Source organism: Rheinheimera baltica (genome assembly GCF_030731985.1).
Taxonomy (GTDB): domain Bacteria; phylum Pseudomonadota; class Gammaproteobacteria; order Enterobacterales; family Alteromonadaceae; genus Alishewanella; species Alishewanella baltica.
In genome coordinates this window covers 161,375-176,728 of the sequence record NZ_JAPJDY010000002.1, presented here as the reverse complement: position 1 = coordinate 176,728, position 15,354 = coordinate 161,375, and the positions used below count along the sequence as shown (strand labels likewise).

Sequence of the window (15,354 nt, the reverse complement as noted above, 5' to 3'; positions counted from 1 at the left end):
ATCCGTTTACAACTGAGCCAGTTAGATAAACTGCATTTTAATATAGTCAATCATACGGCTGAAGATACCACCTTCGGCAACATCTTCCAGTGCAACTAACGGATAGGTAGCAATGTCTTCACCATTGAGTTTAAGGTAAATAGTACCAACTTGCTGGCCCTTGGTTATGGGGGCAATAAGTTGTTGATTCAAGGTAAAGTCTGCCTGTAGGTTTTTGCGTTGGCCTCGCGGAATTGTAACTTGCACTGACTGCAAAATACCGAGCTGGATATTCTCTTTATCACCCTGCCAAATTCGTTGCTCAGCAAACTGCTCTCCAGCTTGATAAGGCATATAGGTTTCAAAAAAACGAAAGCCGTAGGTAAGTAATTTTTTATTTTCGGTTTGGCGACTACGCTCACTGTTAGTGCCCATTACAACTGATATAAGCCGCATGCCATCGCGTGTTGCAGATGTAATTAAGCTAAAGCCAGCTTCACTGGTGTGGCCGGTTTTTATACCATCAACGTCCAGGCTGCGATCCCACAACAAAGAGTTGCGGTTGTATTGTTTAATGTTGTTATAGGTAAATTCTTTTTCAGCGTAAATAGCATATTCTTCTGGTACATCACGGATAAGTGCTGCTGCCAGTATGGCCATATCTCTTGGTGTAGAAAAATTCTCTGCACTTGGTAAGCCATGTGAGTTACCAAAGCGGCTGCTATGCATACCCAAGCGCTGAGCGTGGGCATTCATTAAATCAACAAAGGCACTTTCACTGCCTGCAATATGCTCTGCCATGGCGACACAGGCATCATTCCCTGATTGGATAATGATACCTTTATTTAAGTCTGCTACTGAAACCTTGGTGCCCACTTCAATAAACATCAGTGACGAACCCGGAAAGTTTTTCGCCCAGGCATTTTCACTGATAGTCACCATATCGTCATTGGTTATATTACCGTTTTTTAACTCAGTACCAATAACATAGCTAGTCATCATTTTTGTTAAACTAGCAGGGGCTAATGACATGTCTGCATTATTTTCAGCTAAGACTTTATTAGTGTCAAAATCAAGCAGGATGTGACCTTTAGCGGCAACCTCAGGTGGCTCAGGCATTACCGTTTGTGCTTGAGCCGTAAGGCTAATGCTAGCGAGTGTAAGGGCGGCAACGGAGAAAACGTGGCAATAACTATTCATGAGACCTGTTCTTTTAATTTATGGATGATTAAACACTAATTCGAGTTCAGCTGCACTGCTGGCTATCAGCAAAATAGGCTGATGGGAAACTTCCCGTACGCAATTGACTTAGCCAGCGTTGAGCCTGTTGCTTGTCATGTATCGGACCAACCAACAAGCGAAAAATTCCACTGGCAGGGCGAACTTCAGACGGCAAGGCTTGTTGCTGCTTCAGTTCTTGCTGCAATTGCGAAAGCTTATTGCTGTCGACGCTGGCAAAGACCTGAATATAGCATGGCTCGACAGGTGTTGTCTGTGCCAGCATGGCCGGCGACTGTAACAGTTCTAACTGAACTCTGGCTGTACCTTGTTGTAGCATCCCCAGCTTGTTGGCAGCAGAATAGGATAAGTCAATAATGCGGTTGGGGTGAAACGGGCCGCGGTCATTAACTCTGACAATGGCAGTTTGTTTGTTATCCAGATTAGTTACCTTAACGTATGACGGTAGCGGTAGCGTTTTGTGGGCCGCTGTCATAGAAAACATGTTGTAGGTTTCACCATTTGACGTCAGATGACCGTGAAATTTATTACCATACCAAGACGCAATGCCAACTTCAGTATGATCTACAGCACTAATTAATGGCGTGTAATCTTGGCCAAATAAATTATATGGCTTGTTGCCGCCTCGACTAAGCGGTTCAGATTGAGGCGTTGGGTCAGTCATTTCCAATAAGGTTGGGAGTCGCTTGGGAATGCTGTCTTTGCTTTGTTGATAACGACCGGCATTAGGCTCGCTGGCGCGGCTCTGAGCATTATCACGTGTATTGCTGCATGCCAACAGCAGACAGAGATGGCAAAGCACTACCCACAAGTATTTCATCATGGCGTTGCCAACATGCGTTTATGTGTACAGACAGACATTATTACCCCAAAAGCAGCCATCAAAGTTACCATAGAGGTACCGCCATAACTTACCAGCGGCAGTGGCACTCCCACAACCGGTAGCAAGCCCGATACCATACCGATATTAACAAATACGTAGACAAAAAAGGTCAGGGTAAAACTCCCCGCAACTAACTTACTATAATTCTCTTGTGCCTGAGTAGAAATGAACATGCAACGGGCAATAATAAACAGATAGACACCTAACAAAATCAGCACGCCCAGCAACCCCATTTCTTCACTTACCACGGCAAAGATAAAATCTGTGTGGCGTTCAGGCAAAAATTCCAGTTGTGACTGTGTGCCCTGTAGGTAACCTTTACCTTCTAACCCACCTGAGCCAATAGCAATTTTTGATTGAATAATGTGGTAGCCAGAGCCAAGTGGATCGCTTTCCGGGTTAAGAAAAGTGAGGACACGTTGACGTTGGTAGTCATGCATCAAAAAAATCCACAAGACCGGTAAAAATGCCGAAATTACGCCAGCAACAAAAATAATAATGCGCCAACTCATGCCGGACATAAACAACACAAACACACCCGCAGTAGCAATTAAAATAGAGGTACCCAAATCGGGTTGTTTGGCAATAAGTAAGGTGGGAATAGCGCACATGAGAAAACCCACCAACAAATGCCATAGTCTGGGAGGTAAATTGTGCGACGAGATAAACCATGCCACGGCCATTGGAACGGCCAGCTTCATTACTTCTGATGGTTGAAACTTCATAAAGCCTAAATCTAACCAGCGCTGGGCACCTTTACCCACGTGCCCAACCAATAACACGGCAACTAATAAGCCTAAGCCGGCAATAAAAAGCGGCAATGACCAGCGCTTCAAGGTTTGAGGCTTAACCTGCGCAATAGCTACCATCACCGCCAGGGCAACGCCAAGACGAATAAGCTGAGCTTTCATCATGATCATATTTTGGCCTGAGGCACTGTAGAGGATCATTAGGCCAAAGCCCATCAGTAGCATTAATCCGAGCAGTAAGGGGCCGTCAATGTGGAACAGCGCCAGCCTGCTTTGTCTGGCTGAGCTGTCAAACTGTTCATTCATTGGCGTTTACTCCGGCGGTAAAGTAATAGTCCAGCATATGCCGTGCTATCGGCGCCGCATTACTGCCACCGCCACCGGCATTTTCTAATGCTACAGCGATAACAATACTTGGGTTGTCGTAAGGCGCATAGCCAATGTACATAGCATTATCCCGCAACCGTTCATCTATCGCCTTGGCATCATATTTTGCATCCTGGGCAATGGCGGCTAGCTGTGCGGTGCCTGTTTTACCTGCCGCATCATAGCTGGCACCAATAAACGCTTTGTGTGCCGTGCCTCCGATGTCTTTCACTGTGCGATGCATGGTATCTCTTACCACCTGCCAGTTATTTGGGTCTACAACTTCTATTGCCGGTTGTAATGGTGGTGAGTGAAAAGTGGTGTTTTGTTCATCGCTAAAAGCAGTTACCAGATGTGGCGTAGCCAACTGCCCCTCATTTAATATTACGGCCGTGGCAACAATCAGTTGCAGTGGGGTCGTCGTCCAGTAACTTTGGCCAATACTTAACGGCACGGTATCACCGAGATACCAAGGCTGATTGTGTCTGGCGCGCTTCCAGCCGCGAGATGGCATAATGCCGCTACTTTCTTCAAAAATATCAATGCCGGTTCTTTCACCAAAACCCATTTTTCCCATGTATTCAGAGATACGATCAATGCCGAGTTTTACCCCTAATTCGTAGAAAAATGTATCGCAGCTCTTCATCACCGCAGTGTAAATATCTACCCAGCCATGGCCCCAGCTTATGTGGTCGCGAAAGCGGTGGTCGACATTTGGCAGCATAAAATATCCCGGGTCCCAAATTTTACTGCTGGGTGTAATGGTATTCGTTTCAAGGCCGAGTAATGCGAGATGTGGTTTAATCGTTGACGCCGGAGGGTAGGTAGCTTGTGTTACCCGGTTAAACAGTGGTTTGTCGCGCGAGTGCAGCAGTGCATTGTAGTTGGTTGAGCTAATGCCGTGGACAAACAGGTTAGGATCGTAACTTGGGTTGCTATAAAACGCCAATACTGCACCATCACGCGGGTCCATCGCCACAATAGCGCCACGTTGATCTTTTAGCACTTGCTGAGCAGTGAGTTGTAAGCCAACATCTAGTCCCAGATGAATATTTTGTCCAGACACTGCAGGAACTGAACGCAATACCCGGATTAGCCGGCCACGGTTATTAACTTCAACTTCCTGGTAACCCATGGTGCCATGTAACTCACGCTGGTAAAAACGTTCCAGACCAATTTTGCCAATATCGCGGCTGGCGGCATAGTTAGCGGCCTCACCATCTTCATCAAGTTGTTGTAGTTCACGGGTATTTATTTTGCCAATGTAGCCTAGCGCATGAGTAAACAGATCACCAAACGGATAATGGCGGCTTAAACGGGCTTCTACCGTAATACCCGGGAAACGGTGTTGATTCGCAGCAAGTATGGCAACTTCGGTATCGTCGAGTTGCTCTTTTAATGCAATGCTATTAAAGCGGCGCTGTGCTTTGACATGCTTGAGGAATGACTCTATTTGCTCTGGTGTAATATCAATTAACTGAGCCAGTGCTGAAAGCACCTCATCCATATCTTTGATTTGTTCAGGTACCAGCTCCAGTGAGAAAACCGGCCGGTTTTCCGCAAGTAAAATACCACTTCTATCGTAGATTAGACCGCGATTAGGTGCCATCGGCATAACTTTAATGCGATTACCTTCAGAGCGGGTTTGATAGTCTTGATACGAGACTATCTGCAACTGATATTGGTTAAAGATAATGACGCAAAACAGTATCGCAACAACTAACATTGCTACCACAGCCCTGTGGTTAAACAGTCTGGTTTCGGCAGCGAAATCCTGGATGGCAACGCGCTTTTTTAACATCTTTACTCGCGATGATAAGGATGGTTAGTACAAATGCTCCATGCCCGATACAAACTTTCTGCCAGTACGACTCTCACCATCGGGTGAGGCAGTGTTAGCGCAGACAGCGACCATTTAGCCTCACTGGCAGCGATACACGCTGGTGCCAAACCCTCTGGTCCGCCAACCAGCAAACAGACATCACGGCCATCTCGTTGCCAGTCGGTTAACTTACTGGCCAGCTGTGGGCTACTCCAGTTATCACCGGTTACTTCCAGTGTCACTATTTTGCTACCCCGCGGCACAACCGCCAGCATTTTTTCACCTTCTTGTTCAAGAATGCGTTTAATATCAGCGTTTTTACCCCGTTTCCCCGCGGGTATTTCGATTAATTCCAACGCCATATCGCGCGGAAAGCGGCGGGCGTATTCGTCGTAGCCGCTTTGTACCCAAGCTGGCATTTTACTGCCTACAGCAATCAGTATTAACTTCATACTGGTTTAAGCACCCCAAAGTTTTTCCAGCTGGTAAAAGCTGCGGCTTTCTTCCAGCATGACGTGCACAACTACGTCGTCCAAATCTAGCAAAACCCACTCACCAGAGCTTTGGCCTTCAATGCCTAGCGCATTAATACCGGCTTTTTTAACTTCTGCCGCAACATAGTCAGCAATTGATTTAGTATGTCGATTAGATGTGCCTGAACACACTATCATGAACTCTGTTACGCTAGACTTACCACGGACATCTAACACAACAATATCACGGCCTTTCATATCGTCAATTTTGTCTTGAACAAAACTTACTAACTCGGATGTTTGCACCCTAAATCCTCTGCACATTAAAAAAGCGGCATTTTAGCATAGTTTACGTCAGGCGATAGCTCTTACGCCTGATAGAGTTGTTGTGTAGCAATATAGTTCAATACGGCAGGATCTAAAGTGTCAGTGCCTGGGTTAGCGCTAACAAGTTGTTGACGAATATGGCTGGCACTGATGGCGTGAAGTGGGTTATCAAGCAGTAAAATTTTACCGGCACTAACCTGTTTCAGCGACGTTACATTGTTGATGCCATAGTGCTGCAATAGGAATGGCGCATCACCCTCTGCCGCGCTATATCCTGGCCGTTGGCATACCAAAATATGGGCCTGCTTTAAAATACCTTGCCAGTCTTTCCACTGTTGGAAGTAGCAAAGTGAATCCATGCCAATAATAAAGTAGAAACGGCTGTTGGGTTCGCGGTGGGTGAGCAATGCTAAACTGTCTGCGGTGTAAGACGCGCTTTGCTTGTCCAGCTCCAGCCTTTCCAATGAAAGCCTTGGGTAAGATTGTATCGCCAGTGTTACCATAGCGGCGCGTTGTTCACTGGTTGCACCAGGTGTGGCGCGATGTGCAGGTAAATGGCATGGCATTAGTCTAACTTCGTCAAGTTGACAGTGCTGCTGCACGAAGCGAGCACAGCTAACGTGTCCCAGGTGTACCGGGTCAAATGTTCCCCCCAGAATGCCAATATGCTTAGTCATATCCCGCCTGTTGTTGCAGTGAAAACGCTTTAGGTACTGGCTGAATAAACAAGGTAACCAGGTGTGCTAGTGCAACGTCAGTATTACTCAGGCGACCTCCTTTATATAGCCGGTCGAATGCTGCCAGTTCTTGTAGTAGATAGTCTAACCAGTTAATGGAGAGCCTTTTTAACGCCTGTTGATACAGCGGTTGGCGCTTTGGCCAGATAGCCAACGTTTTAAAGAGATTATTGAGGTTGTGCTGCTTAGCCTGTTGCAGTTGTCGCAGTTGTAGTACTTCTTTTTGCAGTTGCCAGGCGATAATCACCGGTTCGACATCTTGCTGACACAAACGCTGCAGCTTGTGCAACGCATCGTGGGTTTGGCCTTGCAAGATAGCATCAACTAACTGAAACACGGTAAAGTTTGAATGGTCAGCTAAAAACTGACTAAGTGAGGCGGCATCCAGCGGCTGGTCAATATTACTCAGTGCCAATTTTTCCAGTTCTTGCCTTGCAGCTAAAAGGTTGCCCGCACAGTGCTGTTGTAACAATGTCAGTGCGTCGCTACTGAGCTGCAGCTGGAGTTGTCGGGCGCGTTCTTTTAACCATTGCATACTTTGACGCTCATCCAACGGATAAACGGGTACTTGTACCGCTTGGTTTTGCAATTGCTTAAACCAGGCCAGCTTACTGACTTCGCTATGGCTGCGATCGCCATGAATAAGCAGAATAATGTCCTGATGTAACTGCTGAGGTAGCGCTTTTAACTGTTCATTTGCTGCAGTGGACAGCTTTTGCTGTGCCAGTTCTAATTCAATAAGCCGTTTTTCAGCAAATAATGACATCGCTTGAAGCTCGTTGTTGAGTTCATTCCAATCAAATTGCGTATCGGCAGTCAGGCTAATGCGTTCAGCAAAGCCTTTTTGTTTGGCTGCAGCGCGAATGGCGTCAATGGCTTCAAGTTTTTGCAGTGGTTCATCACCAAACAGCAAGTAGCAGGGCGCTAGCGCACCAGCTAAATGCTGGGGTAATTGATTGGCATACAGTTTTTGCATCAACCTTGCCCAATGCGCATCAATGCAGCCGGGACAATTGACGCATAATGCGGTTGGCGGCCTGCTGGCGAAGTTCGCCCAGCATCAATTCCAGCTCTTTGGCTTTCGCTAACGCTTGGTTTGGGTCGTCCTGATAATCGCGGAACAGCTCAAATTGATAGTTTTGTGGTTCACCTTCAGGCATGGTGAGTGCATAGCGCACTCTATAAATTAGCTCGTACTCAGCGACCTGGCCATTAGGGAATAATGACAGGGTGCGTCGCTCAAGGGTGTCGTCAATGAGTTGTAGTACCGGTGCAGACTGCTGATAACTTTTCAGCAGTTGCACATTGTTTTGCTCCAACCTGGTGCTGAGTAACGAGGCTAGTTCAGAATGACGCTGACTTTGAACATGCATCGCCGGGAAATGGCTAAGGGGTAAATCACCGCGCAGATGAAAGCCGCAGCTACTTAGCAACATGCTACTAAGTAGCACACCACATTGCAGCAGCCGCATTGCACTGAAGCGGACCATACTAGCCCACCACCAGGTTCAGCAATTTACCCGGTACGTAAATCACTTTACGTACTGTAACGCCCTCAAGGTGACGACAAACATTGTCGTCCGTTTTTGCGGCATTTAGCACAGCGTCCTGATCGGCATTCGCGGCGACCGTGACTTTGCCGCGTACTTTACCGTTTACCTGAACCACCACCAGCTTTTCGTCTTCTACCATGGCGGCAGTGTCAGTTTCTGGCCAAGGCGTTTGCTCAATGCCATGCTGTTGCCCAAGTTGTGCCCACAGGTATTGTGCTACATGCGGCGTTATTGGGTTTAACATTTGCAATAACGCTAAAACGGCTTCTTGCATCACAGCTCGGTCAAGCTCTGTCGATAAACTGGCTTTTTGTAGTTTATTGCTCAATTCCATAATGGCGGCAATAGCAGTGTTAAAGGTGTAGCGCCGGCCAATGTCATCTGACACCTTGGCAAGGGTTTTATGCAGTTCGCGGCGCAGCGTTTTCTGATCATTATTCAACGCGTTGATGTCAAGTGTCCCCACGTTACCAGCAGCGACAAAGTCAGTAACCAGGGCATAAATACGTTTAATAAAACGGTGTGCACCTTCAACTGCTGAGTCAGACCACTCTAATGTTTGCTCTGGTGGTGCAGTAAACATCATAAATAAACGCACCGTGTCCGCGCCATACAGGTCGATAACCTTCTGTGGATCGATACCATTGTTTTTCGACTTTGACATCTTACTCATGCCAGAGGCAACAACAGGTTGGTTATCGCTGTTTAACACAGCAGTTAAAATGCGGCCTTTTTCATCGCGGCTAACAGTAACATCCTGCGGCGAGAACCACTGCTTACCACCATTTTCGCTTTCGCGATAAAAGGTTTCAGCCAACACCATGCCTTGACATAACAGGCGTTTAAACGGTTCGTCAGAATTTACTAAGCCAACATCGCGCAGTAATTTGTGAAAGAAACGGCTGTATAACAGGTGCAAAATTGCATGTTCAATACCGCCAATATACTGATCTACCGGCAGCCAATAATTGGCTTTGGCCGGGTCCAGCATAGCTTTATCGTGATCAGGGCTGCAGTAACGGGCATAGTACCAGCTCGACTCCATAAAGGTGTCGAAGGTGTCTGTTTCATGCCAGGCATCAGCACCGTTATAGGTGGTTTTTGCCCAATTGGGGTCGGCTTTAATCGGCGAGGTTACCCCGTCCATTACCACATCTTCAGGCAAACGCACTGGCAGTTGGCCTTCTGGTACGGGTACCTGGCTGCCATCTGCCAGGTTTAGCATAGGAATAGGCGTGCCCCAATAACGTTGGCGTGAAACGCCCCAGTCGCGCAGGCGATAATTCACTTTAACTTCGCCGCGGCCGATTGCGGCGAGTTTATCGGCAATGGCGTTAAAGGCTGGCTCAAAGGCTAAACCATCAAATTCGCCAGAGTTAACCAGTACACCTTTTTCGGTAAAAGCGGCGCTGGATAAATCGCAATCCTGTGCACTGTCCGGAGCTGGCGCAACAACTTGCTTGATAGGCAATTTATATTTGCTGGCAAATTCGTAATCACGTTGATCATGGCCGGGCACCGCCATTACGGCACCAGAGCCATAATCCATTAATACAAAGTTGGCTACCCATACCGGAACTTGCTCACCTGTAAGCGGATGCACGGCAAAGATGCCTGTAGCGCAGCCTTTTTTCTCCATGGTAGCCAGTTCAGCCTCGGCCATTTTCCCGCCTTTACAGTCTTCAATAAAGGCGGCCAGTTCTGCATTTGTTGCAGCGGCGTGTTGTGCCAAAGGGTGCTGTGCTGCTACCGCAACATAGGTTACACCGTATAGCGTATCTGGCCGGGTGGTGTACACGGTTAAACTGTCTTTTGTGTTGGCAATATCAAACCGGATCTCAACGCCTTCTGAGCGGCCAATCCAGTTTTTCTGCATGGTTTTAACTTGTTCTGGCCAGCCATCTAACTGATCTAAATCTTGCAACAATTCTTCTGCATAGGCGGTAATCTTAATAAACCACTGTGCTAATTCGCGCTGTTCTACCAAGGCACCTGACCGCCAGCCGCGACCGTCAATAACCTGCTCGTTTGCCAGTACACATTGATCTACCGGATCCCAGTTAACCGTGGCCATTTTTTTGTATACCAGGCCTTTTTCATACAGTTTGGTGAAAAACCATTGTTCCCACTTGTAGTATTCTGGCTTGCAGGTGGCCACTTCACGGTTCCAGTCATAGCCAAAACCCAGGCGCTTTAATTGGGTGCGCATGTAGTCGATATTTTCGTAAGTCCATTTTGCTGGTGCCGTTTTATGGTTAATAGCGGCGTTTTCTGCAGGTAGACCAAAGGCATCCCAGCCCATTGGCTGCATAACATTTTTACCCTGCATACGCTGAAAACGACTAACCACGTCACCAATGGTGTAATTGCGCACATGGCCCATATGCAAGCGCCCGCTTGGGTATGGGAACATTGAGAGACAGTAAAACTTTTCTTTACTGTCATCTTCTGTCACGTTAAAAGCGTTGGTATCTTCCCATTGCTGCTGCAGAGCAGTTTCAATCTGCTGCGGGTTATATTGTTCTTGCATTCAGGTCTTCCGAAAAAGGGGTTAGTACAGCTGCCGCTATTACGGCAAAAAAGTACCCATAGCATACCGCAGAGGCGTATTGACAACAATAAGCAGCGCATTGTCTATACTTGTTTTACATAACAGGAGGCGTAATGACAGATTTTGTGAAGCGATATCAGCAGTGGCTTAGCGAATTTAACCGCACTTTACAGCAAAATGATCAGTTGCAGTTGGACAGTATGGTGCATTTTGTCGAGCAATTTAAAGCCTATTTAAAGGCTGGTAAGGATTTAAGTGCCTATGAAACGACCTTGTTTGTCGAAACGCTAAAACGGCAGTGGCAGGAGCACAATGAGCAAGAGCTTGCACAAAAAGCCCATGAACCGCCTTCACTGTGGCCAGAGGCATTGTGGCAAGAGCTAAGTAGTATTACCGACAAAAGCCAGTTGGAATGGCAAGAGTTGGTGCAGGATTTCAAGCATCAGGGTGTTTATTATCAGGGCGAAGTGGTTGGTATGGGTCGTTATCGCTGCAGCCATTGCTTGCAGCACATCGACTATACTCACCCTACAGAATTACTGGTATGCAATGATTGCGGTGGTGTGCAGTTTTTTCGTGAAGGCTTACCGGTTTAAGGCTAATACATAATACGCCAACAAAGCTAGTTTACGGGTGGGCAGACGGGCTGATTATTGCTAGAATATGCGCCCTCTGTTTTGCTTAATCGGCGCCTGTCATGCTTATGTACTTAAAACAACACTGGTTTTCTAACCTGCGCGGTGATGTGCTTTCAGCGCTGGTAGTCGCCTTGGCGTTGATACCTGAAGCTATCGCATTTTCCATTATTGCCGGAGTTGATCCCAAGGTAGGGTTATATGCTTCATTTTGCATAGCGGTAATAACTGCCTTTGCGGGTGGTCGTCCTGCGATGATCTCAGCTGCGACCGGTGCCATGGCGTTGGTTATGGTCACGCTAGTGCGTGAGCATGGCTTACAGTACCTGTTGGCTGCAACCTTACTTACCGGCTTACTACAAATTATTTTCGGCTATTTTAAGCTAGGCGATTTAATGCGCTTTGTCTCGCGTTCAGTGGTCACCGGCTTTGTCAATGCATTGGCTATTTTGATATTTATGGCGCAATTGCCCGAACTAAGCGGTCAGCATGGTACGGCTCTGGTCTACGGTATGACCGCGCTGGGCCTGGCGATTATTTACTTGTTTCCCTATGTCACTAAAGCCGTTCCTTCGCCGTTGGTATGCATTTTAGTATTAACTGCATTAGCGATATATTTTGGTTTTGATATTCGCACTGTGGCTGATATGGGCGAGTTACCTGACAGCTTACCGATATTTTTATGGCCTGAAGTTCCACTAACGTTGAATACACTTATTATTATTTTTCCGTATGCTTTGGCGCTGGCTGTAGTGGGGATTCTGGAGTCATTAATGACCGCCACCATCGTGGATGACTTAACCGACACCAGCAGCGATAAAAACCGTGAGTGTGTTGGTCAGGGCATCGCCAATATTGGCTCAGGGCTTATTGGTGGTATGGCAGGTTGTGCCATGATTGGCCAGTCTATCATTAACGTAAAATCGGGCGGTCGTACGCGCTTATCCACTCTGTTAGCGGGTGTGTTTTTATTAATTTTAATTGTGTTTTTAGATGCGTGGGTCGGTTTAATTCCTATGGCCGCCTTGGTGGCCATTATGGTCATGGTGTCTATTGGTACCTTTAACTGGGGCTCAATTAAAGATTTACGCACCAACCCTAAAAGCTCTAGTGTAGTGATGATAGCCACCGTTATTGTTACCGTGTTTACGCATAACTTGGCCTATGGCGTGTTAGTTGGCGTGTTATTTAGTGCGCTGTTTTTTGCCAGCAAAGTGGGCAAAATACTGTTTATTGGCTCGAAACTCAGCGCAGACGGCCATCAACGCCAATACCAGGTGGTTGGTCAGGTGTTTTTTACCTCGGCGGAGCAGTTTATCGCCGGTTTTAACTTTAAAGAGGCCGTAGAGCAGGTGCAAATTGATTTGAGCCGGGCACACTTTTGGGATATTACCGCCATCAGTTCACTGGACAAAGTGGTGCTGAAGTTTCGCCGTGAAGGCACCAAAGTAGAGCTAATTGGTTTAAACGAGGCCAGTGCCACCTTAGTGGATAAATTTGGTGTGCACAATCAGCCTGATGCCGTTGAAAAGCTGATGGGCCACTGATAAGTAAACTGGACTACGGAGCAAAGTAATGACTAAAAAAGTACTGGCGTGTATTGATGCCTCACCTTATGCCGAAGCCGTTTGCGATTATGCCGTATGGGCAGCGAAAAAGCTTGATGTTGCAATGTCTGTGGTACATATCCTCGATAAAGCGCAACACACTCATACACCAGATTTAAGTGGCAGCATAGGCCTTGGCTCACAGGAATTATTGTTACAGCAACTGGCTGAGCTGGATGAAAAACACAGCAGACTGGCGCTGGCCCGCGGTCGTAGTATTTTAGATGCGGCTAAGTCACGTGCGGAACAGGCCGGTGTAAAAGCGGTAGACGAGCGTTTACGCCATGGTCAATTGGTGGAAACATTAACTGAGCTTGAAGACGAAACCCGCTTGCTGGTATTAGGCAAGCGCGGTTTTAGCAGTGCAGAAGCGCACGGCCATATGGGATTACATGTTGAGCGTGTGATCCGCAGCTTGCATAAGCCAATACTGTTAACGCAGCAGAGTTATACCGAACCTAAACGTATTATGTTGGCCTACGATGGCAGTGCCACCGCTTTAAAAGGCTTGGAAATGCTAGCCGCCAGCCCATTAGGGCGCGGTTTACCGGTACACCTAGTGATGGCCGGTGCTGATGTTGAAGCGGCTCGTTGTCAAATGGACACCGCCGCACAGATTTTACGTACAGCCGGTTTTGATACCAAAACAGCCATTGTAGCGGGTGAGCCTGAAACGGTGCTGCACCAGTATCAACAAGAGCATGTAATCGATTTAATGGTGATGGGGGCCTATGGTCATTCCCGGATCCGGCAATTTATTGTTGGCAGTACCACCACTGCCATGATCTGCAAAGCGAAGTGTTCTTTGTTGATCTTACGTTAAACCCTAAACCCGGCTATTGGCCGGGTTTTTTGCTGTAAGTTGAGCAATTATTCTAACTGAGTTTGTTTTATACTAACCGCCCGGTATCCGCCGGATTTTATTCGTTCTAACCTGAGGGTAAAACCGTGAAGCTGTTTCTGCTGTGCCTGTTGCTGTGTGCGGGGTTTTCTCCGGCGGCGTTTGCCGCAACCGGAAGCCTGGATCTGACCTTATCACCTATTGGTATTGTCTCGTTAGTGCTGTTCGCTCTGGCGTATCTGCTGGTAATGGCAGAGGAAAAAATTCATCTGCGAAAATCTAAACCGGTATTGGTCGCGGCGGGGCTTATTTGGGCGCTTATTGCCTGGCGCTATATGCAGGACGGCATACCCGATGTTACTGCGGACGCGTTTCGCCATACTCTGCTTGAATTTGCCGAGTTAATGCTGTTTTTGCTAGTTGCGATGACCTATATCAGTGCACTGGAGGAGCGGCGTTTATTTGATGCACTGCGCGCCTGGATGATACGACGGGGCTTTAGTTATCGCACCTTGTTTTGGATAAGTGGTGTATTAGCCTTTGTCATCTCTTCGTTCGCCAACAACATGACCACGGCAATGCTAATGTGCGCAGTCGTAATGAAGGTGGCTGAAGGCGATAAGCGCTTTATTAATCTAACCTGCGTTAACATCGTTGTAGCGGCTAATGCCGGTGGTGCGTTTATACCCTTTGGTGACATCACCACGCTAATGGTTTGGCAGGCGGGTATTGTTACCTTTAATGAATTCTTTACCTTATTTATCCCGGCTGTCGTTAACTATTTGGTGCCAGCTATCATTATGAGTTTCTTCGTAGAGCGCCGCTACCCGGCAGCTCTGCAAGAAGATGTTGAGTTAAAGCGCGGTGCCCTGCGTATTTTAACGCTGTTTTTAACCACCATCGCTATTGCCGTGCTTTACCATTCCTGGTTAGATTTACCGCCAGTGTTAGGCATGATGACCGGCTTAGGTTTACTGCAGTTCTTTGGTTTCTTTTTGCGCAAAACGTTGCCAGGCTCATTGGCGCGCAAACGGGCGATGGCCGAACGCGAAGGCGACAAAGAGCGCCTGCGCGCTTTGGGGCAAATTGTACCGTTTGACGTATTTAACCGTATAGCCCGAGCTGAATGGGACACCTTATTGTTTTTTTACGGCGTGGTAACCTGTGTTGGTGGCCTTGGCTATATTGGTTATCTGGAAATGCTATCTACCAGTTTGTACGGTAATGGCAACCCTACCACCGCCAACGTTATTTTAGGCTTAATGTCATCGGTGGTAGATAACATACCGGTGATGTTTGCGGTGCTTACTATGCAACCCGACATGTCTCACGGGCAATGGTTACTGATTACTTTAACCGCTGGTGTGGGCGGTAGTTTGCTATCTATAGGCTCTGCAGCCGGTGTTGCATTAATGGGCCAAGCACGTGGCTACTATACCTTCGTTGGTCATTTAAAGTGGGCGCCGGTTATTTTGCTTGGATACGGTGCAAGCGTGCTGACGCATTTATATTTAAATGCCGATGTGTTTCAGATTTTCGGCAGCCCAAGTGGACATTAGCTACTAAAACACGTGTCGCGGTGAAGGCCGCGA

Annotated in this window: 14 protein-coding genes; 4 read left to right on the top strand and 10 right to left on the bottom strand. The window is 47.3% G+C overall.

Annotation, left to right across the window (positions count from 1 at the left end):
• Positions 1–21: 21 nt before the first annotated feature.
• From ORJ00_RS03715 to leuS, 10 genes are all read right to left on the bottom strand, one after another.
• Positions 22–1,179 carry a serine hydrolase gene (locus ORJ00_RS03715; protein ID WP_027669747.1) on the bottom strand — a complete coding sequence of 386 codons (1,158 nt, stop codon included), beginning with the start codon at positions 1,177–1,179 and terminating at the stop codon, positions 22–24.
• A gap of 46 nt (positions 1,180–1,225) precedes the next feature.
• A complete protein-coding gene (locus tag ORJ00_RS03710) occupies positions 1,226–2,041 on the bottom strand; it encodes a septal ring lytic transglycosylase RlpA family protein (protein ID WP_370304633.1) in 816 nt (271 codons plus the stop codon).
• Positions 2,038–3,156, bottom strand: coding sequence for a rod shape-determining protein RodA (rodA, locus tag ORJ00_RS03705; protein ID WP_306139027.1), 1,119 nt, complete (start codon positions 3,154–3,156; stop codon positions 2,038–2,040). Before rodA ends, ORJ00_RS03710 begins: the two co-directional genes overlap by 4 nt.
• The gene (gene mrdA / locus ORJ00_RS03700; protein ID WP_306126113.1) at positions 3,149–5,017 is read right to left on the bottom strand and encodes a penicillin-binding protein 2; all 1,869 of its coding nucleotides are present in this window, start codon (positions 5,015–5,017) and stop codon (positions 3,149–3,151) included. Before mrdA ends, rodA begins: the two co-directional genes overlap by 8 nt.
• Before the next feature lie 2 nt (positions 5,018–5,019).
• Positions 5,020–5,490, bottom strand: a complete 471-nt coding sequence (rlmH, locus tag ORJ00_RS03695; protein WP_027669751.1) for a 23S rRNA (pseudouridine(1915)-N(3))-methyltransferase RlmH — start codon at positions 5,488–5,490, stop codon at positions 5,020–5,022.
• A gap of 6 nt (positions 5,491–5,496) precedes the next feature.
• A complete protein-coding gene (gene rsfS / locus ORJ00_RS03690) occupies positions 5,497–5,817 on the bottom strand; it encodes a ribosome silencing factor (RefSeq protein ID WP_027669752.1) in 321 nt (106 codons plus the stop codon).
• Between the two features lie 62 nt (positions 5,818–5,879).
• Complete coding sequence (nadD, locus tag ORJ00_RS03685; protein ID WP_306136765.1) at positions 5,880–6,515, bottom strand: nicotinate-nucleotide adenylyltransferase; 636 nt, start codon at positions 6,513–6,515, stop codon at positions 5,880–5,882.
• Positions 6,508–7,551, bottom strand: coding sequence for a DNA polymerase III subunit delta (gene holA / locus ORJ00_RS03680; protein WP_306139025.1), 1,044 nt, complete (start codon positions 7,549–7,551; stop codon positions 6,508–6,510). Before holA ends, nadD begins: the two co-directional genes overlap by 8 nt.
• Positions 7,552–7,570: 19 nt before the next feature.
• Positions 7,571–8,065: an LPS-assembly lipoprotein LptE gene (locus ORJ00_RS03675; RefSeq protein ID WP_306139023.1), complete on the bottom strand. Its 495-nt coding sequence runs from the start codon at positions 8,063–8,065 to the stop codon at positions 7,571–7,573.
• A gap of 1 nt (position 8,066) precedes the next feature.
• A complete protein-coding gene (gene leuS, locus ORJ00_RS03670; protein WP_027669756.1) occupies positions 8,067–10,658 on the bottom strand; it encodes a leucine--tRNA ligase in 2,592 nt (863 codons plus the stop codon).
• Positions 10,659–10,792: 134 nt separating this feature from the next.
• On the opposite strand from leuS, the gene ORJ00_RS03665 reads away from it, so the two are divergent.
• From ORJ00_RS03665 to nhaD, 4 genes are all read left to right on the top strand, one after another.
• Complete coding sequence (locus tag ORJ00_RS03665; protein ID WP_027669757.1) at positions 10,793–11,275, top strand: zinc ribbon-containing protein; 483 nt, start codon at positions 10,793–10,795, stop codon at positions 11,273–11,275.
• Between the two features lie 101 nt (positions 11,276–11,376).
• Positions 11,377–12,861 (top strand): SulP family inorganic anion transporter, encoded by a 1,485-nt coding sequence (locus ORJ00_RS03660; RefSeq protein ID WP_306139022.1) that lies wholly within the window; start codon positions 11,377–11,379, stop codon positions 12,859–12,861.
• Positions 12,862–12,889: 28 nt separating this feature from the next.
• Complete coding sequence (locus ORJ00_RS03655; protein WP_306126118.1) at positions 12,890–13,744, top strand: universal stress protein; 855 nt, start codon at positions 12,890–12,892, stop codon at positions 13,742–13,744.
• Between the two features lie 125 nt (positions 13,745–13,869).
• Positions 13,870–15,321 (top strand): sodium:proton antiporter NhaD, encoded by a 1,452-nt coding sequence (nhaD, locus tag ORJ00_RS03650; RefSeq protein ID WP_051219706.1) that lies wholly within the window; start codon positions 13,870–13,872, stop codon positions 15,319–15,321.
• Positions 15,322–15,354 lie beyond the last annotated feature (33 nt).

Excerpts from the sequence above, each read along its gene's own strand:
- ORJ00_RS03715 (WP_027669747.1), bottom strand. The coding sequence starts at position 1,179 with ATGAATAGTTATTGCCACGTTTTCTCCGTTGCCGCCCTTACACTCGCT.
- ORJ00_RS03710 (WP_370304633.1), bottom strand. The coding sequence starts at position 2,041 with ATGATGAAATACTTGTGGGTAGTGCTTTGCCATCTCTGTCTGCTGTTG.
- rodA (WP_306139027.1), bottom strand. The coding sequence starts at position 3,156 with ATGAATGAACAGTTTGACAGCTCAGCCAGACAAAGCAGGCTGGCGCTG.
- mrdA (WP_306126113.1), bottom strand. The coding sequence starts at position 5,017 with ATGTTAAAAAAGCGCGTTGCCATCCAGGATTTCGCTGCCGAAACCAGA.
- rlmH (WP_027669751.1), bottom strand. The coding sequence starts at position 5,490 with ATGAAGTTAATACTGATTGCTGTAGGCAGTAAAATGCCAGCTTGGGTA.
- nadD (WP_306136765.1), bottom strand. The coding sequence starts at position 6,515 with ATGACTAAGCATATTGGCATTCTGGGGGGAACATTTGACCCGGTACAC.
- holA (WP_306139025.1), bottom strand. The coding sequence starts at position 7,551 with ATGCAAAAACTGTATGCCAATCAATTACCCCAGCATTTAGCTGGTGCG.
- ORJ00_RS03675 (WP_306139023.1), bottom strand. The coding sequence starts at position 8,065 with ATGGTCCGCTTCAGTGCAATGCGGCTGCTGCAATGTGGTGTGCTACTT.
- leuS (WP_027669756.1), bottom strand. The coding sequence starts at position 10,658 with ATGCAAGAACAATATAACCCGCAGCAGATTGAAACTGCTCTGCAGCAG.
- ORJ00_RS03665 (WP_027669757.1), top strand. The coding sequence starts at position 10,793 with ATGACAGATTTTGTGAAGCGATATCAGCAGTGGCTTAGCGAATTTAAC.
- ORJ00_RS03660 (WP_306139022.1), top strand. The coding sequence starts at position 11,377 with ATGCTTATGTACTTAAAACAACACTGGTTTTCTAACCTGCGCGGTGAT.
- ORJ00_RS03655 (WP_306126118.1), top strand. The coding sequence starts at position 12,890 with ATGACTAAAAAAGTACTGGCGTGTATTGATGCCTCACCTTATGCCGAA.